Consider the following 23,085-nt stretch of genomic DNA (forward strand, 5'->3'; position numbering starts at 1 on the left):
CGCTTCCTTACGCCGCCGGTGCCTTCGGTGTGCGGTTGCGCGAGTTGCGCTGGAAGAACAGCGCCTGACTCGCGACCGCCGATACCATCGCGGGCTGGAACGGTTTTGAGATCAGGAACGCCGGCTCGGGACGCTCGCCGGTGAGGAAGCGCTCGGGATACGCGGTGATGAACACCACCGGGACCTCGAAGGTGCGGAGCAGCTCGTTGACGGCGTCCAGGCCCGACGAGCCGTCGGCGAGCTGGATGTCGGCGAGGATCAGGCCGGGCCGCCTGTTCTTGGCCAGCGCCACCGCATCGGCATGGGTGCGCGCGACACCGACGACGTTGTGGCCGAGATTCTTCACCAGGCTCTCGAGGTCCATGGCAATGAAGGTCTCGTCCTCGATGATCAGCACGTCGGTGGCGATCTCCGCCGCCATCTCGCGTCCGGCAGCGTCCGCGAGCCGCCGCGTCTCGCCCACGTCGGTGCCGAGGATGAAGGCGACTTCCTCTTCCGAAAAGCCCTCGAGCGAGAGCAGCAGGAAGGCCTGCCGCGGCAGAGGCGTGATGTTCGACAACCGCCGCTCCGGCGGCATCGGCAAGGTCGTCACCTCGGCATCGTCGTTGACGGAGACGGAATTCCAGATCTGGGTGAACAGCCGGAACAGGCCGGCGCGCGGCCCATGGCTCTCGTCGAGCACTGACGGATCGCCAAGCATGGCTTCCAACATGGCTGCGACATAGGCGTCACCGGAGGCCTGGCTGCCCGTCAGGGCGCGTGCGTACCGGCGCAACAACGGCAAGTGTTCAGCAACAAGCTGTGAACGGGACATCCCCACTCCATTCATCGTCGGGCCAGACTTGAGGTTACCCTGAGGTCAGCGTTACGCGGGGGGCCCGGGTTCCCCTGCTGCGCTGATTACGCCTCAGCCCGAGAAAAGTTCCGTATTGGGCGGAACTTTTTCTCGCAACTCGCATTGAGCCTATCCAGGGAACGGCTCCCGGTTGAGAAAAATTCTCGATTTTACAGTCACTTAACTCGGGGAAACGTGGAACAGGTCATGAAAGATCTCAAGTCTCAAGCCAGCAAAAGCACGACCCCCGGCAAGGGAGGGCTCACTCCGGAGATCCAATCCCGGATCGGCCATCAGCTGCGCGCCATGTACGACGACGTGGTGCGGCAAGGGGTTCCGGATCGGTTCGCTGAACTGATCAAGAAGCTTGATGCACCGGGAGCGGCCCACCAAGTGGAAAATGAGGGTGGATCCAACGACAACAACAATGGGAGGGATTAATGCCTCTCACGGACTCCCTGCGTAACGACATCCTGGCGGCGGTGCCGAGCTTACGCGCGTTCGCCATCTCGCTCAGCGGCAATGCGGACCGCGCCGACGATTTGGTGCAGGAAACGCTGCTCCGCGCGCTGGCCAACATCGACTCGTTCCAGCCCGGCTCCAACCTGCCGGCGTGGCTGTTCACGATCCTGCGCAACCTGTTCCGCTCCGACTATCGCAAGCGGCGGCGGGAGGTCGAGGACGCCGAAGGCAACTACGCCAAGACGCTGAAGACCCAGCCGTCGCAAAACGCGCATCTCGAATTCGAGGAGTTTCGTACGGCGCTCGACAAGCTTCCACAGGACCAGCGTGAAGCGCTGATCCTGGTCGGCGCCTCCGGCTTCTCCTACGAGGACGCGGCCTCGATCTGCGGCTGCGCGGTCGGCACGATCAAGAGCCGCGTCAACCGCGCCCGCTCGAAGCTCGCCGCGCTGCTCTATGTCGAGGGCGCCGAGGACTTTGGGCCCGACGAGACCGTACGGGCCGTGATCGGCGGCAGCGGCGGCTGACGGCAGGCATCATCAGGATCGAGACGGCATGAAGGCGGCCGCTTCCGCGGCCGCCTTTGCGCGCGTGCGAAAACGTGATCGCGCCAAGCTTGCAGCGCCGATCACTCGTCCACGAAGGTCACGGTGTCCGCGACATTGGCCCGCGAGGTGCGGTAGCTGTTGACCTTGTGCGCGTGGTCGGCATAGCCGAACGAGATACCGCAGACGACACGGCGATCGTCCGGCAGGTTCAAGTGACGGCGGATCAGGCCGGAATGGCGCGCGAGCGCCGCCTGCGGAATGGTGCCGAGCCCGAGCGCCTGCGCGGCAAGCAGGAAATTGGAGACATAGGCGCCGCAGTCGATCGCACCATAGATGCCGAGCGGCTCATTGGTGTGAATGATCGCGACATGCGGCGCGCCGAAGAAATTGTAATTCTCCAGCGCCTGCCTGGCATAGGCCGCCTTGTCACCGCGGGCGATGCCGAGCGTGTTGTAGAGCTGAAAGCCGCTCTCGCGCCGGCGCTCGAGATAGACCCCGACATATTCTCGCGGCGGGGTGAAATCGTAGTCGTCGCCGAGACCGCCCGAGGCCTCCTTGTAGATCGCCTGGCGAAAGCGCTCCTTGGCCGCGCCGCTGGCGATGATGACCTGCCAGGGCTGGCTGTTGCACCAGGACGCGGTGCGCTGCGCGGTGGCCAGCACATGCTCGATGGTGGCACGGTCAACTTCCTTCGGGAGAAAGGCGCGGACGGAGTAGCGCTCGTTGAGGAGCTCTTCGAGCACGCCGATGCGGTCTTGTGTCTGGCTCACTTTTGCATCCATGTTTAGCTCGCGCGCTTCGTAGAGTGGGCAAAGGCGCATAGCGCCGTGCCCACCGACAGACTTATCCCGGAGCATCTGCATATGGTGGGCACGCTTCGCTTTGCCCACCCTACAAGATACAGCGAGAGGTGAGATCAACGTCCCTTGGTCGGGATCTTGTTATACGGCACATCCTTGTCGACGCGGATGTCGCCAGGCAGACCCAGTACCCGCTCGGCGATGATGTTGCGTAAAATTTCGTCGGTGCCGCCGGCGATGCGCATCGAAGGCGAGGACAGCAGCATCTGCTGGAACTGACCCTGCACCGTCTCCTCGTCGCTGCCGGTGAGAACGCCGGCTGCGCCCTGCAGGTCCATGGCGTAGGTGGCGATGTCCTGGAGCATCATGCCCGACACCAGCTTGCCGATCGAATTCTCCGGGCCCGGCCGCTCGCCCTTCGACAGCGCGGAGATCGCGCGGTAGCTGGTGTATTTCAGCCCGCTCGACTTCACCGCCCAGCTCGCAAGCTTTGAGCGCACCGCCGGATCATCGATCGCAAGCCCATCCTCCAGCATCAGATTCGAGCAGAACTCGAACATTTCTGGCACGCCGGTTGCGAGCCGCGCGCCGATCGACATGCGCTCGTTCATCAGCGTGGTCAGCGACACGCTCCAGCCCTCGCCGACGGCGCCGAGGCGCTGGCTGTCGGGGATCACGACGTCGGTGAAATAGACCTCGTTGAACTCCTGCATGCCGTTGGCCTGCTTGATCGGACGCACCTCGACGCCCGGGCTCTTCATGTCCAGGAAGAACATGGTGAGGCCCTTGTGCTTGGGCACGTTTGGATCTGTGCGCGCGATCAGAAGCCCGTAGTCTGAATAATGCGCGCCCGAGGTCCAGATCTTCTGGCCGTTGACGATCCAGTTGTCGCCCTTCTTCTCCGCGCGCGTGCGGAGGCCGGCGACATCGGAGCCGGCCGACGGTTCGGAGAACAGCTGGCACCAGATCTCCTCGCCCGAGGCGAGCTTCGGCAGATATCGGCGTTTTGCATCTTCGCTGCCAAAGGCCATCACGGTCGGGCCGCACATGCCCTCGCCGATCTGGAAAGGCTGCGTCAGCTTGCCGTAGACGCCCTCCTCCTGCTGCCAGATCACGCGCTCGATCGGGCTCGCGCCGCGGCCGCCATATTCCTTCGGCCAGTGCAGGCAGGCCCAGCCCGCTTCGAACTTCTTCTTCTGCCAGGCCTTGCCGACATCGACGATGTCCTGCTTGGCAAGCCGGATGCGGCCGAGCGAGGATTTTGACAACTCGGCATGCAGCTCCTTCGGCGCGTTAGCCTCGACCCATTTGCGCGCGGTCTCGCGGAATGCGGCTTCTTGCGGGGTGTCGTCGAAATTCATGGCGGACCTCTAACCTCTTCCCTTCGTCGGGATCTTGTTGAACGGCACGTCCTTGTCGACACGGATATCGCCGGGCAGGCCCAGCACCCGCTCGGCGATGATGTTGCGCATGATCTCGTCGGTGCCGCCTTCGACGCGCGTACCCGGTGCGCGCAGCAGCATCGCCTGGAAGCGGCCAGCCACTTCGGCGTCTTCGGGGCCGCTGACGATGCCAGCCGCGCCTTGCAGCTCCAGCGCGTAGGTCGCGACGTCCTGGATCATGGAGCCCGCCACCAGCTTGCCGATGGAATTCTCCGGACCCGGCCGCTCGCCCTTCGACAGCGCCGAGATCGCCCGCATGCTGGTGTAGCGCAGGCCGCTCGCCTTCACCGCCCAGTTCGCGAGCTTCGCGCGCACCGCGCGATCCTCGATCGCAGGTCCATCGTCGAGCATCAGGCTGGAGCAATACTCGAACAGCTCCGGAAAACCGGTCGAGACGCCGGCGCCGATCGACATGCGCTCGTTCATCAGCGTGGTCAGCGAGACGTTCCAGCCGTCACCGACCTCGCCGAGGCGCTGATGGTCGGGGATACGGACATTGGTGAAATAGACCTCGTTGAAATCGGAGGCACCGCTCGCCTGCTTGATCGGCCTGACCTCGACGCCCGGGCTCTTCATGTCCAGGAAGAACATGGTGAGGCCCTTGTGCTTGGGCACGGTCGGATCTGTGCGGGTCAAGAGGATGCCGTAGTCCGAATAATGCGCGCCCGAGGTCCAGATCTTCTGGCCGTTGATGACCCAGTCGTCACCGTCCTTCCCGGCCCGCGTGCGCAGGCCCGCGACGTCCGAGCCACCGGCCGGCTCCGAAAACAGCTGGCACCACACCTTCTCGCCGGAGGCAAGCGGCGGCAGATAGGTCCGCTTATGCTCCTCGCGCGCGAATGCCATCATGGTCGGCCCGCACATGCCGTGGCCGATGATGAACATGTGGGAGAGCTTTCCGAACGGGCCCTCCTCCTGCTGCCAGATCACCCGCTCGATCGGCGAGGCGCCGCGGCCGCCATATTCCTTGGGCCAGTGCAGGCAGGCCCAGCCCGCATCGGCCTTCTTCTTCTGCCAGGCCTTTGCGACCTCGAGAGTGTTCGCGTTCTTGAGCTGCGTGCGGCCGAGCGAGGATTTGCGCAGCTCGTCCTCGTATTGCTTGGGTGCGTTGGCACCGATCCAGGCGCGGGCGGTTGCGCGGAATTCGGCTTCCTGCGGGGTGTCGTCGAAGTTCATAACGTTGCCCCTAGCTTACGCCGCGTTCTTCTTCCGCATGCGGTCGATCAACTGGTCTTCCCAATAGGTGAGGCTGCCGAGCCCGAGCGCCGTGGCGCTGGCGCGGCGGTAGTACATGTGGCAGTCGAACTCCCAGGTAAAACCCATGCCGCCGTGAACCTGGATGTTGTTCTTGGCACAGTGCTGGAAGGCCTGCGTCGCGCTGATCCGCGCGGCCGCCGCCGCTTCCGGCAATTCGGCAGCGTTGGTCGAGAGCGCCCAAGCACCGTAATAGCTGTTGGAGCGTGCCAGCGTCGCCGAGACGTACATGTCGGCGAGCATGTGCTTGATGGCCTGGAACGAACCAATCTGACGGCCGAAGGCGATGCGGTCGAGCGCGTAGTCGCGGCCCATCTCCAGGGCGCGGTCGGCGCCGCCGACCTGCTCGAAGGCGCACAACACCGCGGCGCGGTCGAGCACCTGGCTGAGGATGCTCCAGCCGTCGCCGGCAGCACCCAGCGGCTCGGCCTTGCAGTCTTTGAAGGTGATCTCGGCCTGCCCGCGGGTGGGATCGAGATTGGTGAGATTTTTCACCTCAACACCCGCGCCTTTGAGATCGACCAGGAACAGCGAGATATCATTCTCACGCCCACTCGATCCCGTGCGCGCGGCAACCACCGCGAAGTCGGCGATGGCGCCATCGGCCACCGGCTTCTTGACGCCGTTGAGCACGCCATTCGCAGCAGCCAGCTTGACATTCTTCGGTGACGGATTGCCCTTGCCTTCGAACAGCGCCAGAGTGCCGATCGCTTCGCCCGAAGCAATCGCGGGCAGCCACTTCTTCTTTTGCGCGTCGCTGCCGGCGATCAGCAGCGCTTCGGCGGCAAGATACACGGTCGAGGAGAACGGCACCGGCGCATTGGCCCGCCCCATCTCCTCCGCGATCACGCAGAGCTCGAGATGGCCGGCACCCGCACCGCCGAATTCTTCCGGGATCGCAACGCCGAGAAATCCCATTTCGGCAAGACCTTTCCACAGCTCCTTGTCATAGGGCGCCTTGCCGTCGAGCACGATGCGCACCGCCTTGGGCGAGCACTTCTCGTTGAGGAATTTGCGCGCCTGGTCGCGAAGCTGCTTCTGGTCGTCGGAGAAATCGAAGTTCATGGCGGGCTACCTTTTTATTCGTTGTCATTCATTGATGCCGTCATTCCGGGGCGCAACGAAGCTGCGAGCCCGGGGAATGACGAGGTGAGAGCGTTGTGCACTCATCGCAGCACGATCACATCCTGATCCGGCTTGTCCGCATAAAGCCGCTGCACCAGCGCTGCGCGGCGCTCTAAGCCGGCGCGCTGGTTGATGTAGCCCTTGTCGGTGAGTTCGTTGCCGTCGATCGAGGGCGGCTCGACCATCAACATGGCGCGCGCGATGATGCGGCTGCTGGCGCCTTCGCACTCCCGGTTGTGCGTCTCCAGCCCGCGCCTGAAGCGGGCGATTACCTCAGGGTGCTTCACTGCATCCGCAAAGCTCAGGTCAGGATTGCCGACGAGCTGGCGGCAGGCATGCAGGTTTGGCCAGGCGAGCAGGCCGATGAAGGCGCGATCCTGTCCCGCGACCAGCGCGTCATGCACGACGGGCGTCGTCGCCGCGATCGCATCGGTACGGAGCGAACCGACATGCACGAACGTGCCCGTGGTGAGCTTGAAGTCTTCCACCACGCGCCCGGCAAAGATGATGCCCTGCACCGGATCGGAATCGTCGACGAAAATGCCGGCATCGCCGATGCAGTAGAAGCCTTCCTCGTCGAACATCTTCTTCGTCAGCTCCGGCTGGCCGAAATAGCCAGGCGTGACATTGACGCCGCGCAGGCGCAGCTCGTATTTCGAGCCGCACGGCACCATCTTCAATTCGACTCCGGGGAACGGCAGGCCGATCAGGCCGACTCGCTCGGTGTCCCAATAGGTGCCGGTCGAGGTCGGCGCGGTCTCGGTCGAGCCCCAGCCGGTGTAGAACACGATGCGCTCACCGGTCGTCTTCACCGCCAGCGCCTGCATGCGATCGTAGAGATCGTCCGGCAGCCGCGCGCCGCCATAGGCCATGATCGAGAGATTCTTGAAGAAGGAGCGACACAGCGCGTCGTCCTTCTCCATCGCCGCCGCCAGCGCGGCATAGCCGGCCGGCACGTTGGCGTAATAGGTCGGCGAGATCTCGTGCAAATTGCGCAACGTCTCCTCGAACTGGCCCGGCATCGGCCGGCCGTCATCGATATGGAGCGTACCGCCTTCGACCAGCACGGGGTGGAATGCCGCATTGCCGCCCATGGTGTGATTCCAGGGCATCCAGTCGAGCACGGTCGGCAGCGGGCCGCCCGGCGTACGTGGCCGCACCTGCATCATCATCGCCGCATTGGCGCACATCATCTCCTGGGTGTTTATGACGGCTTTGGGCATGCCGGTCGAGCCGGAGGTGAACAGCAGCTTGCCGATGGTCTGCGGCGTGATCTTCGCGATCGACGCCTCGACATCCCTCGTGACCGGCGTCGCCGCAAGCTCGGCAAAGCTGACGCTCTTGACGCCCTCGCAGGAGCGTGCGACGTGAACGACAGTGACGCCGGTGAGATCGATCGCCCTGAGCGCCTTCTCGAAGGTCGGGCCGTCCTGCACCATCACGACGGCCGGCTTGATCAGGTCGAACAGGTATTTCAGCTTGACGTGATCATGGCTCATCAGCGAGTAGGCCGGCGACACGGGAGCCGCCGGGACGCGCGCCTGCATCGCCGCCTGTGTCATCAGGGCATGCTCGATCGAATTGCCCGAGAGGATCGTGACGGGCCGTCCCTCGAGATCGAGGTTCAGCAGCGCTTGCGTCAGCGCATCCACGGTGCGCTTGGCCTCGCCATAGGACACCTTGCGCCATTCGCGGTTGGGCCCGCCGCGCTGCGCGAGCCAGATGCGCTCCGGCGCTTCTTTCGCCCATTTCGCCAGCGATGCCGGGATGTGCTTCTCATAGAGCTGCAGCGGAATGCGCGACTTCAGCACTAGCGTGCCGTCGCCGCGGCGCTCGACGTCGATGTCGCGCGCGAGCCACTCGACCTTGCGAAAGGCGGGCTTCGTCATCACTGCCGCCGCGCTTCCACTCATTTTGCGTCTCCCGGAATTATTGTCCTTTGCGGATCATTCTCGTTCAGCGCTTGATATAGACAGGCTTTCGCTTCTCAAGGAAGGCCCTGATGCCTTCCGAAAATTCCTCGGAACGACTGCACAGGACCTGGTTGCGGTCCTCCATTGCGATCGCAGCTTCCAGCGATCCGGCATCCACGCTCATGTTGAGACATTCCTTCGACAGACGCAGCCCCACGGGCGAGGCCGTCATCATCGCGTCGACATAAGGCGCGGCCGCGTCGTCGAGCTTGTCCTCATCAACGACCTCCGAGACGAGCCCGACCGCTAGCGCGCGCTCGGCGCCGATGAAGCGCCCGGTGAGGATCAGCTCGGATGCCACGGACACGCCGACGAGGCGCGGCAGGAAATAGCTGGTGCCGATGTCGCAGCCGCCAAGACCAAGCTTGATGAAGGCGCAGTTCATCCGCGCCGATTTCGTCGCGATGCGGATGTCGGACGCCAGCGCCAGCGCGAAGCCGCCACCGGCCGCGGCGCCCTGCACCAGCGCGAGAATTGGCTGCGGGCAACGCCGCATCAGCATCACGATGTCGGCGATGCGCCGCTGCGAGTCGAGAGACTCGGTCACACCGGGCGGCTCCTGCTGGCCGGCGCGGCGAGCCATCGCGGCCTTGAGATCGAGGCCCGCGCAAAAATTCCGGCCTGCGCCTTTCAGCACGACGACGCGCGTGTCGCGGTTGCGCTGCAGGCTTTGGAAATAGACGTTGAGAGCATCGATCAGCGCGGGATCGAGCGCGTTGAGGTGCTCGGGGCGATTGAGCGTGACCCGTTCGACGCCGTCGTCATGCTCGATCAGCAGCGGTTGAGACATGGGGACCTCACACATCAATCATGAGCTGGACTGTCACGCTCCCCTGGAGGGGGAGGGTCGATCGCGCGGAGCGCGAGCGGGGTGGGGTGACAGTCTCGCCCCACCGAACAGTGCCCGAGTGGAGAGATCACACCACCCCGGCGCTTCGCGCCGACCCTCCCCCTCCAGGGGAGGGTAAGAAGGGCCGCTTACCTTGGCGCCATGCGAATGGCGCCGTCGAGGCGGATGGTCTCGCCGTTGAGCATCGGGTTCTCGACGATGTGCACTGCGAGCATGCCGTATTCGGCGGCATCGCCGAGACGCGAGGGATGCGGCACCTGCGCGCCGAGGCTCTTGCGGGCCTCTTCGTTGAGGCCCATCAGCAGCGGTGTGAAGAACAAGCCGGGCGCGATGGTGTTGACGCGGATTTTCTGGCTGGCGAGGTCGCGCGCCGCCGGCAGCGTCAGGCCAACGACGCCGCCCTTCGACGCCGAATAGGCGATCTGGCCGATCTGACCTTCGTAAGCGGCGACCGACGCGGTGTTGACGATGACGCCGCGCTCCTCACCGACCGGCTCGATCGTGACGAGCCGCTCGACGAACAGCCGCAGGCAGTTGAACGTGCCGATCAAATTGACGTTGATGATGCGCGCGAATTTTTCCAGCGGATAGACGCCGTCGCGGCCGACGATGCGCTGCGAGCCGCCGATGCCAGCGCAGTTCATCAGCACGCGGGCCACGCCATGCGCGGCTTCCGCCTTGGCGATCGCCGACTTGATCTGCTCCTCGCTGGTGACGTCGGCATGGAGCGCGATGCCCTTCACCTCGGCGGCGACCTTCTCGGCGTTTTCCTTGCTCTGGTCGATCACGCCGATCTTGGCGCCCTTGGCGGCCATGGCGCGGGCGGTCGCGGCACCCAGGCCCGAACCGCCGCCGGTGATGAGAACGGCTACGTCTTTCAACTGCATCGCTTGTACCTTTCCTTGGGCGTTTCTTCTCTGGACTTGGAGGTTCAGCCGGATCATCCGGCCGCGGCAGTTTCCTCGGCTTGCGTGAGGATGCCGCCGCAAATCAGCGTTTCCATGTGCTTGATGTATTGCCGGCAGACTTCGTCGGTGACCGGGCCGACGCCGGTCGCGCGAGACATCGCGTGCCGGCCGAAGAACAGGTGATCGCAAGCGCCGATCAGGCTGGTGTAGAATAGCACCGGATCGGTGGCGCGGAACTCGCCGCGGCTGACGCCGTCGGCCAGCAGGCGGCGGTGGAAGTCGAGCAGCGGCGCGACGAAGAACTTCGACACCTCATCTGCGCATTCCGGCTTGGTCTCGTGCAGGAGATAGTGGATCAGCCGGTTCATGTACGGGAACCGGTAATAGGCCCGGATGATACCGCCGATATGCAGCTTCAGCTTCGCGGTCGGCGTGATCGGCTGCGCCAGCAGATATTCGAGATTCGACAGCTCGGTCGCGGCGTTGCGCTCGAGCAGCGCCAGCAGCAGGCCGTCCTTGTTACCGAAATGGTATTTGACCAGCGCGGCATTGGCGCCGGACTTCTGGGCGATGTCGGAGAGCGAGATCTCGATCGAGGAGCGTTCGATCATCAGCTCGCTCGCGGCCACCAGCAATTTCTCTGCTGTGGAATTCTTCCCGCTGGGGAGCTTGGTCGGTACGCTGGTAGCCACAGAGATCCCTGAACATGCCTCGTGAGGCGCGCAGATAAGCCCAAGCAGCGCCCTATCACAAGAGTTAATTGATCGATTGACTAAATGATCTCGCGCCCCTTAAATCCGTTGCCGACAACCAACCCAATCAAGAATTCAGGGAGAAACCGAATGGCCGAGGCTTACATCGTCGCCGCTGCGCGCACCGCGGGCGGGCGCAAGGGGGGCCGCCTCGCCGGCTGGCATCCGGCCGATCTGGCCGCAAAAGTGCTGGACGAGCTGGTCGACCGCACCAAGGTCGATCCAGCAGAGGTCGAGGACGTGATCATGGGCTGCGTGATGCAGGTCGGCGAGCAGTCCAACAACATCGCACGCAATGCGGTGATGGCGTCAAAACTGCCGGAGAGCGTGCCGGGCACCTCGATCGACCGCCAGTGCGGCTCCTCGCAGCAGGCGCTGCACTTCGCCGCGCAAGCCGTGATGTCCGGCGCGATGGACGTGGTGATCGCTGCCGGCGTGGAATCGATGACGCGGGTGCCGATGGGCCTGTCGTCACAGCTCCCGGCCAAGAACGGTTTTGGCAATTACAAGAGCCCGGGCATTGAGAAGAAATATCCGAACATCATGTTCAGCCAGTTCACCGGCGCGGAGATGATGGCCGAGAAGTACGGCCTCTCTAAGGATGAGCTCGACGAGTACTCCTACAACAGCCATCAGCGCGCGATCGCGGCGACGCAAGCGGGTCACTTCAAGAAGGAGATCGTGCCGCTGGAGATCACCCGTGCCGACGGCAGCAAGGACACTCACCACATCGACGAAGGCATCCGTTTCGACGCAACGATCGAAGGCATCAGGGGCGTCAAGCTGATCGCCGAGAACGGCAAGCTCACAGCGGCGAGCGCCAGCCAGATCTGCGACGGCGCCTCCGGCGTCATGGTGGTCAACGAGCGCGGCCTGAAGCAGCTCGGCGTCAAGCCACTCGCGCGCATCCATCATATGACCATGACCGGCGGCGATCCCGTCATCATGCTCGACGCTCCGCTGCACGCGACCAAGCGCGCGCTGGAGAAGGCCGGCATGAAGATCGGCGACATCGATCTGTTCGAGGTCAACGAGGCCTTTGCCTCGGTGCCGACCGCCTGGCTCAAGACCACCGGCGCTGATCCGGAGCGTCTCAACGTCAACGGCGGCGCGATCGCGCTCGGCCACCCCCTCGGCGGCTCCGGCACCAAGCTGATGACCACGCTGGTCCACGCCCTGCACCAGCGCGGCAAGCGCTACGGCCTCCAGACCATGTGCGAGGGCGGCGGCATGGCCAACGTGACGATCGTGGAGCGGCTGTAAGCCTCATCCATATAGATGGTGTCGTCCCGGACAAGCGCGCCTCTAGCGCGCGCCGATCCGGGACCCATAACCACAGGACGCCGTGGTTATGCTACGCCGGAGCTCCATCTCGTTTCAACAACCACGCCCTGTGGTTATGGATCCCGGCTTTCGCCGGGATGACACCTTCTTTGTTGCGAGACCTTCGCCATGACCCATCCGTCCGTCTACGCCAAGACCACGCCCGACAAGATCGCCTATCAGATGGCCGGCACCGGCAAGGCGATCACTTATCGCGAGCTCGACGAGCTCTCGAACCAGGGCGCGCAGCTCTTCCGCTCGCTTGGCCTCAAGGCCGGCGACCACATCGCGCTGTTGATGGAGAACCGGCTCGCCTTCATGGAGATCTGCTGGGCGGCACAGCGCAGCGGGCTCTATTACACCGCGATCAGCCGCTATCTGAAGCAGGACGAGATCGACTACATCGTCAAGGACTGCGGCGCCAAGGTCGTGATCACCACGCCGAAATGCGCCGACCAGATCAAGGGCTTGATCAAGGGCACGCCAGGCGAGCCGATCTTCTACATGATGGACAAGCCGCTACCGGGCTTCCGCTCCTACGACAAGGAAGCAGGCGCGCAGCCGACAACGCCGATCGCGGACGAGGTCGCCGGCTACGATATGCTGTATTCGTCCGGCACCACGGGCCGTCCGAAAGGCGTCAAGAAGGCGTTCGAGGGCAAGCCGATCGACGAGCCGAACGCATTCCTGCGCGTGCTCTGCGCCAACATGTGCGGCATGAACGCCGACACAATATACCTTTCTCCGGCGCCGCTCTATCACGCGGCCCCGCTGCGCTTCAACATGATGGCGGTCGTGCTCGGCGGCACCTCCATCATCATGGAGCATTTTGACGCCGAGGAATTTTTGAAGCTCGTCGAGAAATACAATGTCACGCAGTCGCAGCTGGTGCCGACCATGTTCGTGCGCATGCTGAAGCTGCCGGACGAGGTGCGCACCAAATACAATGTCTCCACGCTGAAGGGCGCAATCCACGCCGCCGCGCCCTGCCCCATCGACGTCAAAGCCAAGATGATCGAATGGTGGGGACCGATCCTGATCGAGTATTACGCCGGCTCGGAAGGCAACGGCGTCACCGTCTGCAGTTCGAAAGATTGGCTGGCGCACCGCGGCAGTGTCGGCCGCGCCGTGGTCGGCAAGGTCAAGATTCTGGACGAGAACGACAAGGAGCAGCCGGTGGGCGAGATCGGCACGGTCTATTTCGCCGACGCGCCGGCCTTCACCTATCACAACGATCCCGAAAAGACGAAGAAGGCCTACAATGCAAAGGGCTGGTCGACGCTCGGCGACGTCGGTTATCTCGACAAGGACGGCTTCCTCTATCTCACCGATCGCAAGTCCTACATGATCATCTCCGGCGGGGTGAACATCTACCCGCAGGAGACCGAGGACGTGCTCATCACCCATCCTGACGTCGCCGACGTCGCCGTGTTCGGCGTGCCGAACGAGGAGATGGGCGAAGAGGTGAAGGCGGTGGTGCAGCCGCACGACATGAGCCGCGCCGGCAAGGCGCTCGAGGCCGAGTTGATCGCCTATTGCAAGGGCCGCCTCTCCGCTATCAAGTGTCCGCGCTCGATCGATTTCGAGGCCGAGCTGCCGCGCACGCCCACGGGCAAGCTGGTGAAACGCCATCTGCGCGACAAGTATTGGGCGAAGACGGCGGCGAAGATTTAGCGGGAGATTCGTAGGGTGGGTTAGCGTAGCGTAACCCACCACTGTTTGTCTCCACGGAGGCGAAAGAGGTGGGTTACGCCTTCGGCTAACCCACCCTACGCGTCCCGCAACCTCAATCAAACAGGCTCGGCGTGTGGTTCACCAGCGCGCCTTCGATCTCGAGCATCTTCAGCTTCGTCACCACGCCGCCATTCGCCGAGAAGCCGCCGGGCTTGTTGCCGGCCGCCAGCACGCGATGGCAGGGCACGACGATCGGGCACGGGTTGCGACCGAGCGCCTGGCCGACGTCGCGCGACAGCTCGACGCCGCCGAGCCGCTTGGCGATGTCGCCATAGGTCATGGTCTTGCCCGGCGGGATGGTGCGGGCGATGTCGTAGACGCCGCGGTTGAACTCGGGCACACCGTCGAGGTCGAGCGGGATGTCGGTGAGATCATCCGCCTCGCCCGCGAGCAGTTTGACGATGCGATCGATCGCCCGCTGCACCTCGGCGGTCGGCTCGGTCTCAACGGCGTCAGCATGGCGCTGGCTGATGCGGGTGCGGATCTTCTGCTCGCCGCCCATCGGCAATTGCGTGCCGTTGATGCCGCGCGGGCCCCAGGCGATGGCGCAGAGGCCGATCCTGGTGTCGAACAGGGCAAAATGCTGGTCGGTCATGGCTTGGTTCCTGGCTTGCTTCCTCGTCGCAGGCCCCCTCTTTGATCTCCTGCGAAATCTAGGCTTGGAAATAGTTGCGATCCACCCGGTTTCCGGGAATCTTGCACAGGAGTTCCTGTTCCTTCGCGCGAGCCCAGAATGCAAAGCCTCCACGTCAACGGATACGACATGCCCTATCTCGACGTGGGCGAGGACAAAGGCGGCCCGCCGCTGGTCTGCGTGCACGGTTCGCTCTCGGACTTCCGCATCTGGGGTTGCGTGCTCGGACCGCTGACGCAGCGGCACCGGGTGATCGCTGTCAGCTTGAGGCACTTCTTCCCGGCGCGATGGGACGGCCTCGGTGACACCTATTCGATTGCTCAGCATGTCGACGACGTTATCGCCTTCATCGAGAAGCTCGACCTCGGCCCGGTCGACCTGATGGGCCATTCCCGCGGCGGGCACATCTGCTTCCGCGTGGCGCAAGCGCGCCCCGACCTGTTGCGGCGGCTGATCCTCGCCGAGCCCGGCGGCGAGCTCGATGCAAGCCTCGATCCCGATTTCGTCGGCGGCCCCTCGCCGCTGCTGGCGCGCTTTACGGCTTCCGCAGAGAAGATCGCAGCTGGCGACGTCGACGGCGGCCTCGCCGTCTTCGTCGACACGCTGGAGGGCCCCGGCACCTGGCCGCGACTGCCGGCGATGGTGAAGCAGAATCTGCGCGACAACGCCATGACACTGATCGGCCAGGTCCGCGACAATCGCCCGCCGTTCTCGAAGGCGGACGCGGAGTCGATCAAAATGCCGACGCTGTTCATCCTGGGCGCGCGGACCAAGGGCCTGCTGCCGAAGGTGCTGCACGCGCTCGCGGCGCATGTGCCTTATTCGAAGACGGCGATCATCCCGAACGCAACGCATCCGATGTTCGAGCAGGCACCGCAAAAATACTCCGAAGTGGTGCTGGATTTTCTGGCGAGCTGACCCATGCAGACATTTCGCGTCAACGGTTACGACATGGCCTATCTCGAAGTCGGAGACGGCCCGCCCCTGGTCTGTGTGCACGGCACGCTAGGCGACTTCCGCACCTGGTATTCGGTGCTCGGCCCGCTGTCGAAGGCGCATCGGGTGATCTCGGTCAGCCTGCGGCACTTCTTTCCCGAGCATTGGGATGCCGTCGGCGACGACTACAAGATGGCCCAGCATGTCGCTGATACGATCGCCTTCATCGAGCAGGTCCAGCCCGGACCGGTCGATCTGATGGGACATTCGCGCGGCGGCCACATCGCCTTCCGCGTGGCGCAGGCCCGGCCTGATCTGTTGCGCAAACTGGTACTGGCCGAGCCGGGCGGTGATCTCGATGCCAGCCTGCCGGTCCCCGCCGGCACGCCCGCGCATCCGCCGCTCGCCGCGCGCACCGCCCGCTCGGTCGAGATGATCCGCGCCGGCGACATCGAGGGCGCGCTGCAGAATTTTTACGAAGGCATCGAAGGCGACGGCTCCTGGCGGCGCGTGCCGGCGGCGGCCAAGCAGCAACTCCGCGACAACGCACTGACCTTCCTCGGCCAGATCAACGAGCAGCGCAAACCCTACACACTCGCGGATGCGCAGGCGATCAGGGCGCCGACGCTGCTGATTGGCGGCGGCGCGACAACGGGAAGCCTGTCGGTGATGTGGCGCGTGCTGGCCGAGCACATCGCAGGCGCCAAGACGGCGGTGATCCCGAACGCCGGCCACTGGATGTTCGAACAGGCGCCGCTGGAGTTTGCTGAAGTGGTGAACAGGTTCTTGGGGAGTAGGCGATCTCTTTGCCTCTCCCAGAGTGCGGGGCGAGGGAGTGCACGGTCAGTGCCTCCCTCACACGTGTTCACACCTTCCAAACGCCGACCGGCATCTTGATCGTCGCGTTCAGCCGGTTCCAGACGTTGATCGTTGCGATCGAGAGGATCAGCGTGGCGAGCTCGCGCTCGTCAAAATGCTTGGCGGCCGCGTTCCAGATCGCGTCCGGCACCGGATCCTCGCGATCGGCAAGACGCGTGACCGCCTCGGTCAGCGGCAAGGCGGCGCGTTCCGCCTCGGTGAAATAGGGCACCTCGCGCCAGGCGGACACGGCGAACAGGCGTTCATCGGTCTCGCCGAGCTTGCGCGCGACCTTCGGATGCATGTCGACGCAGACGCTGCAGCCATTGATCTGGCTGGCGCGCAGGTGGACCAGTTCCAGGAGCTTTTCCGGCAGGCCCTGTTTGGTCAAATTGCCGAGGGACTGAAGAACATTCATGGCCTCCGGCAGGACCATGACCGGGTGATTCATACGTGCGTGCACCATCTTGCGTCTCCGTTCGAGAATTTCGAAGGTTCCGGTCACATCGACCGGATCGGCTTCGTCATAGGCATGACGGATCGCGATGAGGGAACGTGACCGATGACTGAAGAAAATCTTCTCACCCGCCAGTTCGAGGCCAGCCGGGAGCATCTGCGCGCGGTCGCCTACCGGATGCTGGGCTCCCGCGCTGAGGTCGAGGATGCCGTGCAGGAGGCCTGGCTGCGGGTCAGCCGCTACGATATGTCCGACGTCGCGAACCTGCGCGGCTGGCTGACCACCGTGGTGGCGCGGATCTGCCTCGACATGCTGCGCGCACGGAAGTCGCGCAAGGAAGAGCCGATGGGTCCGCACGTGCCCGAGCCGGTCGACGAGACGCGGGAGCGCGAGGCGGAGATGGCCGATTCTGTCGGTGCGGCGCTGCTGGTCGTGCTGGAGACATTGCAGCCGGCGGAACGGCTTGCCTTCGTACTGCACGACATGTTCGCCGTTCCCTTCGAGGAGATCGCGCCGATCGTGGGACGCTCGGTCGATGCGTCGCGGCAGCTGGCGAGCCGCGCGCGGCGGCGCGTGCAGGGTGCGCCGGTGCCGGAGACGGATCTGTCGCGCCAGCGCGGAATCGTCGATGCCTTCCTCAAAGCTTCGCGCGAGGGCGATTTCGAGGGCCTGCTGGCGGTGCTCGATCCCGACGTCGTGTTCCGCGCCGACCAGGCCGCGGTGCGGCTCGGCTCACTGCCCGAGATCCGCGGCGCCGACGCGGTCGCGCAGACCTTCAAGGGCCGCGCTCAGGCGGCACAGGCCGCGCTGGTCGATGGCGAAATGGGCGTCGCCGTCGTTCTCGGCGGCCAGCTGCGCATCGCGCTGCGCGTCAGCTTCAGGGACGGCCGGATCGCCGGGATCGATGCTACGGCCGATGCCGAGCGAATTGCGACGCTCGATGTGGAGGTGCTCGAGCGCTAGGTAGTAACAGGCCGACGGTGTCTTGCGCCGCTCGGTGGTGGCGCCGAGCGCCTTCAGGCGAGCTTCGGTGAAGTCGGCCATCTTCTGCCTCACCATCCCCGATGGCATCGGCTGGGCCATTATTTTTCTCGAAAAACAACCCCATGCACAGTAGACGGCACTAGCAATATCAATAGCTTAGCTGCTCCGAAATGAGGGACCGGACCATCCTCCGGTACCGCTTGACGCCGTCGATCCCGCAGCGTAGCTTCGAATACGGAATTCCGTATTCCCTCTTGCGCCTTTCGGAGCCGCCGGCGTGATTCCTCTCGACCCGCTCCCGAACCTGATCGACCAGGTCTATGCCCGGATCCTGGAGGCGATCTCCGACCGCACCCTTCAACCCGGCCAGCGGATCCGGCAGAACGAGCTCGCCGACAAGCTCGGCGTCTCGCGCCAGCCGGTGTCGCACGCACTGCATCTGTTGCACCGGCAGGGCCTTGTTGCCGAGAGCGGCAAGCGCGGCTTTGAAGTGACCCAGCTCGACCCCTCACGCATCCGCCAGCTCTACGAGGTGCGCGGCGCCATCGATGCGCTGGCCGCCCGGCTTGCCGCCGAGCGCGCAGGCACTGATGCCGCGGCTCGCGCGCGGCTGGAGGCGGCGCTTGCCGCCGGACGCCGCATCGACCGCAACACGACGCTCGCCGAGCTCATCGTGCTCGACGTCGATTTTCACCGCGCGATCTATCAGCTCGCCGGCAATCCCGTGATCGAGGAGACGATGGCGCCGCAATGGCCGCATATGCGCCGCTCGATGGCGACGGTGCTGTCGGAGCTCGACTATCGCGGCAGCGCCTGGGCGGAGCATGCCGATATCGCCAAACACATTCTCGCGGGCGATGCGAACGCCGCCGAACGCGCGGCGCTGGCGCATGCGCAGATGGCGGGACGGATGACCGAGGAAAGATTGAGGGCGACGGAGGAGGCGGCGGCGTAGTCATTTGCACCTGCGCCGTCATGGCCGGGCTTGACCCGGCCATCCATGCCTTTGCTCGACGCCGAAGAACGTGGATGCCCGGGACAAGCCCGGGCATGACGAGAGAGAAAACAAATAAACAAAATCAAGGAGGACGACCCATGAAACTGTCTCAGGAGCAATTGGAGTTCTTCCACCGCGAGGGCTGGCTGTTCCTGCCCGAATTGTTCAGTCCGGAGGAGGTCGATCTGCTCGCGCGCGAGGCGGTCGGCATCTACGACGCCAACCGGCCCGAAGTCTGGCGCGAGAAGAGCGGTGCGCCGCGCACCGCCTTTGCCGCGCACCTCTACAACGAGGCCTTCGGCATCCTGGGCGCACATCCGCGCATGATCGAGCCGGTCGAGCAGGTGTTCGGCGAGCCGGTCTACATGCACCAGTTCAAGATCAACGCGAAATCGGCCTTCACCGGCGACGTCTGGCAATGGCACCAGGATTACGGCACCTGGAAGCGCGACGACGGCATGCCGGAGCCGCGCGCGATGAACATCGCGATCTTCCTTGACGAAGTCATGCCGATCAACGGCCCGCTGATGCTGGTGCCGCGCAGCCAGAACGCCGGCGATCTCGAAGCCTCGCATGACCTCGCCACCACCTCCTATCCGCTATGGACGCTGGACGAGGACACCGTGACACGGCTCGTCAAGCAGGGCGGCATCGTGGCGCCCACGGGCAAGCCCGGCGGCATGCTGATGTTCCACGGCAATCTCGTGCATGGTTCGAGCGGCAACATCACGCCCTATCCACGCAAGATCGTGTATCTGACGCTGAACGCGGTCTCGAACTACATCCGCACGCCGACGCGGCCGGAGTACATCGCACATCGCGATTTCGCGCCGATCAAGCCGGTGGACGACGACGCCCTGCTGCGGCTTGCCCGTGCGCCGCGCCAGGCGGCGGAGTAAGGTCGTCGCCACGGGCGTGCTTCACCTCTCCCATTGGGAGAGGTCGGCGCGGAGCGCCGGGTGAGGGGTTAGGCCCTCTCGTCGGAGCTGCGGCCCCTCACCCGGTTTGCTGCGCAAACCGACCTCTCCCCTTCGGGGAGAGGTGGACCGAGCGCAAGCCGCATCAGCAATGCTGAACTATCGGAATCCCCCATGAACCTCTTCCGCCTCCTGCAAGCCCGCGCTAGCGCCGGCAAGCCCGTTCGTGTCGCGCTGATCGGCGCCGGGAAATTCGGCTCGATGTTTTTGTCGCAGGTGCCGCACACGCCGGGACTGGAGGTGCCTGTCATCGTCGACATCGACCGCGACCGGGCACGCGAGGCCTGCCGCACTGTCGGCTGGGACGCGGAGCGCATCGCCGCGACCACCTTCACCGATGATGGTGTGCGCGCCATCGCCGGCGGCGCGATGGACGTGGTGGTGGAAGCGACCGGCAATCCCGCCGTCGGCATCAAGCATGCGCGCGCTGCGATTGCGGCCGGCAAGCATATCGTGATGGTCAATGTCGAGGCCGACGTGCTGGCGGGCCCCCTGCTCGCGGAGGAAGCGCGAAAAGCGGGCGTGGTCTATTCGCTCGCCTATGGCGATCAGCCGGCGCTGACGGCGGAGATGGTGGATTGGGCGCGCGCGACAGGATTCCACGTCGTCGCTGCCGGCAAGGGCACAAAATATCTGCCGGCCTATCACGACGTGACGCCTGATGGCGTCTGGCAGCATTACGGCCTCACTTCGAGCGAAGCGCAGTCGGCCGGGATGAATCCGCAGATGTTCAACTCCTTCCTCGACGGCACCAAATCGGCGATCGAGATGGCCGCGATCGCCAATGCCTGTGCCCTCGACGTGCCCGCCGACGGCTTGCTGTTTCCACCCTGCGGCGTCGACGATCTGCCGCACATCATGCGGCCGCGCTCGCGCGGCGGCGTGCTGGAGCGATCGGGCGTGGTCGAAGTGGTCTCCTCACTCGAGCGCGACGGCCGGCCGGTGTTTCGCGACCTGCGCTGGGGCGTCTATGTCGTGCTGGAGGCGCCGAACGATTATGCCGCCGACTGCTTCAGGCAATACGGCCTGAAGACCGACGCCAGCGGTCGCTTCGCGGCGATGTACAAGCCCTATCATCTGATCGGGCTCGAACTGAACATCTCGGTGTTGTCGGCAGCGCTGCGGGGTGAGCCGACCGGACAGGCCACAGGCTTCCGCGGCGATGTTGCAGCCGTTGCAAAACGCAATTTGCGCGCCGGCGAGATGCTGGATGGCGAAGGCGGCTACACGGTGTGGGGCAAGCTGGTACCGGCGGCCGCGAGCCTGAAGACCGGCGCGCTGCCGATCGGCCTCGCGCACGGCGTGAAGCTGAGACATGACGTCGCGCATGGCGCGGTGGTGCTCTGGAGCGACGTCGAATTCGATGCAGCCAACGAGACGGTGAAAACACGCAAGGCCATGGAGGCCACATTCGCAGCGCAGCATTGAGGGCGTCGCCGGCAGCGCAACCAAATGTGCGCTTGCTTTGCTGCCGCCCTTTCGTCATCCTGACCGCGATCCGGGACATTTGAATTTCGGACACCAAGAAACGTCGGCCAGCGGCGAAGACAAAGCGGCGCCAAGATCGCGATACCCTCGTCGAGGACTCGACATCACAGGAGGGAAGTGCATGGAACGTCGTAAATTCCTGACGGCAGGCGGGCTGGGCCTTGCCGCAAGCGCAGTTGCCGCGCCGGCTATCGCGCAATCGATGCCCGAGGTGAAATGGCGCCTGGCGGCGAGCTGGCCGAAATCTCTGGATACGCTCTATGGCGGCTGCGAATATTTCTGCAAGCGCGTCGCCGAGATCACCGACAATAAATTCCAGATCCAGCCCTTCGCCGCCGGCGAAATCGTCCCGGGATTGCAGGTGCTCGACGCGGTCTCGAATGGCACGGTGGAGATCGGCAATACCGCGCTCTACTATTACTGGGGCAAGAATCCCGCCTTCACTTTCGGCACCGCGCTGCCGTTCGGGCTCAACACGCGCCAGCACATTTCCTGGCTGATATGGGGCGGTGGTCAGGACATGCTCAACGATCTCTTGAAGGAGCATAACGCGATCGGCGTGCCGACAGGTTCGACCGGCGCCCAGATGGGCGGCTGGTTCCGGAAGGAGATCAAGACCGTCGATGATCTCAAGGGGCTGAAATTCCGCGTCGGCGGCTTCGCGGGCACCATCATCTCGAAGCTCGGTGGCGTGCCGCAGCAGATCGCGGCCGGCGACATCTACCCCGCATTGGAAAAGGGTACGATCGATGCGGCGGAGTGGGTGGGACCGTATGACGACGAGAAGCTCGGCTTCGTGAAGGTGGCGAAGTACTATTATTATCCGGGCTGGTGGGAAGGCACCGGCCAGGGCCACAACCTCATGAACCTCGAAAAGTGGAATGCGCTGCCGAAGCACTATCAGGCCGCAATCAGCGCGGCATCGCTGGACACCTTCACCTGGGTGACGGGCAAGTACGATTCGGTCAACCCGCCGGCGCTGAAGCGCCTGCTGGCTGCCGGCGCCATCCTCAAGCCGTTCCCGCAGGAGGTGCTCGAAGCCTGCTACGCCGCGGCCAACGGGGTCTACGCCGATCTCGCCAAGAGCAACCCGCATTTTGCCAAGATGTATGCGAGCCTCACCGCCTATCGCAGCGAGTCGCTGGCCTGGATGCAGGTCGCGGAGCTCAGCTTCGACAGCTTCATGATGCGGATGCGGACGCGGACGTAGCTGCATCGGGCGGCAAGCGACGAAACGACGAAAGCCCTGGAGATGTCTCCGGGGCTTTTTGCGTTGAGCGCGGCTACGATTGCACGATCAGGCGAGAGATGGAGCTGCCCGAAAGGTGTCATCGCCCGGCTTGACCGGGCGATCCAGTATTCCAGAGGGCTGCGTTGGGGAGCTTGCTCTCACCACATCCGCCGCAGCGTACTGGATGCCCCGCTTTCGCGGAGCATGACAGCGGGGGACTGGCGTCACGACGAAAGCCCCGGAGATGTCTCCGGGGCTTTTGCGTTGAGCGCGGCTAAGATTGCACAGTCAGGCGAGAGATGGAGCGACCCGAAAAGTGTCATCGCCCGGCTTGACCGGGCGATCCAGTATTCCAGAGCGCGGCGTTAGAGAGCTCGCTCTCACCACATCTGCCGCGGCGTACTGGATGCCCCGCTTTCGCGGAGCATGACAGCGGAGGGCGTGGTGTGCGCTTCCCGCAATGGCGCTCGTAAGGTAAGGCAAAAGGCGCCGTGGCGCCGTGCCCACTTCTCTTGCG

General features: G+C 64.4%; 22 protein-coding genes. 11 read left to right on the plus strand and 11 right to left on the minus strand.

Annotated elements, in window-relative coordinates; translation table 11 throughout:
- Window positions 1-7 precede the first annotated feature (7 nt).
- Window positions 8-814: a response regulator gene (locus tag BLV07_RS25320; protein ID WP_164934704.1), complete on the minus strand. Its 807-nt coding sequence runs from the start codon at window positions 812-814 to the stop codon at window positions 8-10.
- A gap of 228 nt (window positions 815-1,042) precedes the next feature.
- On the opposite strand from BLV07_RS25320, the gene BLV07_RS25325 reads away from it, so the two are divergent.
- Both BLV07_RS25325 and BLV07_RS25330 read left to right on the plus strand, forming a co-directional pair.
- A complete protein-coding gene (locus BLV07_RS25325; RefSeq protein WP_164934705.1) occupies window positions 1,043-1,276 on the plus strand; it encodes a NepR family anti-sigma factor in 234 nt (77 codons plus the stop codon).
- On the plus strand, window positions 1,276-1,824 hold the full coding sequence (locus BLV07_RS25330; protein ID WP_008543571.1) for a sigma-70 family RNA polymerase sigma factor: 549 nt from the start codon (window positions 1,276-1,278) through the stop codon (window positions 1,822-1,824). Before BLV07_RS25325 ends, BLV07_RS25330 begins: the two co-directional genes overlap by 1 nt.
- Before the next feature lie 101 nt (window positions 1,825-1,925).
- Here the strand turns inward: BLV07_RS25330 and BLV07_RS25335 are convergent, their stop codons facing one another.
- The 8 genes from BLV07_RS25335 to BLV07_RS25370 form a co-directional block, all read right to left on the minus strand.
- Window positions 1,926-2,627, minus strand: a complete 702-nt coding sequence (locus BLV07_RS25335; RefSeq protein ID WP_091891127.1) for a nitroreductase — start codon at window positions 2,625-2,627, stop codon at window positions 1,926-1,928.
- A gap of 134 nt (window positions 2,628-2,761) precedes the next feature.
- Window positions 2,762-4,006 carry an acyl-CoA dehydrogenase gene (locus BLV07_RS25340; RefSeq protein ID WP_091891130.1) on the minus strand — a complete coding sequence of 415 codons (1,245 nt, stop codon included), beginning with the start codon at window positions 4,004-4,006 and terminating at the stop codon, window positions 2,762-2,764.
- 9 nt (window positions 4,007-4,015) lie between these two features.
- Complete coding sequence (locus BLV07_RS25345; RefSeq protein ID WP_091891133.1) at window positions 4,016-5,263, minus strand: acyl-CoA dehydrogenase; 1,248 nt, start codon at window positions 5,261-5,263, stop codon at window positions 4,016-4,018.
- 15 nt (window positions 5,264-5,278) lie between these two features.
- The gene (locus BLV07_RS25350; protein WP_091891136.1) at window positions 5,279-6,406 is read right to left on the minus strand and encodes an acyl-CoA dehydrogenase family protein; all 1,128 of its coding nucleotides are present in this window, start codon (window positions 6,404-6,406) and stop codon (window positions 5,279-5,281) included.
- Window positions 6,407-6,507: 101 nt separating this feature from the next.
- Complete coding sequence (locus BLV07_RS25355) at window positions 6,508-8,379, minus strand: AMP-binding protein (protein ID WP_091891139.1); 1,872 nt, start codon at window positions 8,377-8,379, stop codon at window positions 6,508-6,510.
- Between the two features lie 43 nt (window positions 8,380-8,422).
- Window positions 8,423-9,229 (minus strand): enoyl-CoA hydratase/isomerase family protein, encoded by an 807-nt coding sequence (locus tag BLV07_RS25360; RefSeq protein WP_091891142.1) that lies wholly within the window; start codon window positions 9,227-9,229, stop codon window positions 8,423-8,425.
- A 188-nt stretch (window positions 9,230-9,417) separates the two neighbouring features.
- Window positions 9,418-10,176: an SDR family NAD(P)-dependent oxidoreductase gene (locus BLV07_RS25365; RefSeq protein WP_091891145.1), complete on the minus strand. Its 759-nt coding sequence runs from the start codon at window positions 10,174-10,176 to the stop codon at window positions 9,418-9,420.
- A gap of 53 nt (window positions 10,177-10,229) precedes the next feature.
- Window positions 10,230-10,889: a TetR family transcriptional regulator gene (locus BLV07_RS25370; RefSeq protein ID WP_176945743.1), complete on the minus strand. Its 660-nt coding sequence runs from the start codon at window positions 10,887-10,889 to the stop codon at window positions 10,230-10,232.
- Window positions 10,890-11,039: 150 nt separating this feature from the next.
- Between BLV07_RS25370 and BLV07_RS25375 the strand changes: the two genes are divergently transcribed.
- Window positions 11,040-12,212, plus strand: a complete 1,173-nt coding sequence (locus BLV07_RS25375; protein ID WP_091891150.1) for an acetyl-CoA C-acetyltransferase — start codon at window positions 11,040-11,042, stop codon at window positions 12,210-12,212.
- Window positions 12,213-12,401: 189 nt separating this feature from the next.
- On the plus strand, window positions 12,402-13,946 hold the full coding sequence (locus tag BLV07_RS25380) for an acyl-CoA synthetase (RefSeq protein WP_091891153.1): 1,545 nt from the start codon (window positions 12,402-12,404) through the stop codon (window positions 13,944-13,946).
- A gap of 112 nt (window positions 13,947-14,058) precedes the next feature.
- Here BLV07_RS25380 and BLV07_RS25385 read toward each other — a convergent pair whose 3' ends face one another.
- Window positions 14,059-14,601 (minus strand): methylated-DNA--[protein]-cysteine S-methyltransferase, encoded by a 543-nt coding sequence (locus BLV07_RS25385; RefSeq protein ID WP_091891156.1) that lies wholly within the window; start codon window positions 14,599-14,601, stop codon window positions 14,059-14,061.
- Window positions 14,602-14,739: 138 nt separating this feature from the next.
- Here BLV07_RS25385 and BLV07_RS25390 point away from each other — a divergent pair, with 138 nt between their 5' ends.
- Both BLV07_RS25390 and BLV07_RS25395 read left to right on the plus strand, forming a co-directional pair.
- The gene (locus BLV07_RS25390) at window positions 14,740-15,558 is read left to right on the plus strand and encodes an alpha/beta fold hydrolase (RefSeq protein WP_091891159.1); all 819 of its coding nucleotides are present in this window, start codon (window positions 14,740-14,742) and stop codon (window positions 15,556-15,558) included.
- A 3-nt stretch (window positions 15,559-15,561) separates the two neighbouring features.
- The gene (locus BLV07_RS25395; RefSeq protein ID WP_244551208.1) at window positions 15,562-16,473 is read left to right on the plus strand and encodes an alpha/beta fold hydrolase; all 912 of its coding nucleotides are present in this window, start codon (window positions 15,562-15,564) and stop codon (window positions 16,471-16,473) included.
- Here the strand turns inward: BLV07_RS25395 and BLV07_RS25400 are convergent.
- Window positions 16,442-16,897 (minus strand): carboxymuconolactone decarboxylase family protein, encoded by a 456-nt coding sequence (locus BLV07_RS25400; RefSeq protein WP_091891382.1) that lies wholly within the window; start codon window positions 16,895-16,897, stop codon window positions 16,442-16,444. The two genes, BLV07_RS25395 and BLV07_RS25400, sit on opposite strands and share 32 nt — an antisense overlap.
- 99 nt (window positions 16,898-16,996) lie before the next feature.
- On the opposite strand from BLV07_RS25400, the gene BLV07_RS25405 reads away from it, so the two are divergent.
- From BLV07_RS25405 to BLV07_RS25425, 5 genes are all read left to right on the plus strand, one after another.
- Window positions 16,997-17,854 carry a sigma-70 family RNA polymerase sigma factor gene (locus tag BLV07_RS25405; protein WP_091891162.1) on the plus strand — a complete coding sequence of 286 codons (858 nt, stop codon included), beginning with the start codon at window positions 16,997-16,999 and terminating at the stop codon, window positions 17,852-17,854.
- Window positions 17,855-18,152: 298 nt separating this feature from the next.
- Window positions 18,153-18,830 carry a GntR family transcriptional regulator gene (locus tag BLV07_RS25410; protein ID WP_091891164.1) on the plus strand — a complete coding sequence of 226 codons (678 nt, stop codon included), beginning with the start codon at window positions 18,153-18,155 and terminating at the stop codon, window positions 18,828-18,830.
- 140 nt (window positions 18,831-18,970) lie between these two features.
- Window positions 18,971-19,771, plus strand: a complete 801-nt coding sequence (locus BLV07_RS25415; protein ID WP_091891167.1) for a phytanoyl-CoA dioxygenase family protein — start codon at window positions 18,971-18,973, stop codon at window positions 19,769-19,771.
- A gap of 192 nt (window positions 19,772-19,963) precedes the next feature.
- Window positions 19,964-21,277, plus strand: a complete 1,314-nt coding sequence (locus BLV07_RS25420; protein ID WP_091891169.1) for an NAD(P)H-dependent oxidoreductase — start codon at window positions 19,964-19,966, stop codon at window positions 21,275-21,277.
- Window positions 21,278-21,458: 181 nt separating this feature from the next.
- Window positions 21,459-22,547: a TRAP transporter substrate-binding protein gene (locus BLV07_RS25425; protein ID WP_091891172.1), complete on the plus strand. Its 1,089-nt coding sequence runs from the start codon at window positions 21,459-21,461 to the stop codon at window positions 22,545-22,547.
- Window positions 22,548-23,085: the final 538 nt, after the last annotated feature.

The sequence above is a fragment of the Bradyrhizobium sp. Rc2d genome (assembly GCF_900099855.1).
Classification (GTDB): domain Bacteria; phylum Pseudomonadota; class Alphaproteobacteria; order Rhizobiales; family Xanthobacteraceae; genus Bradyrhizobium.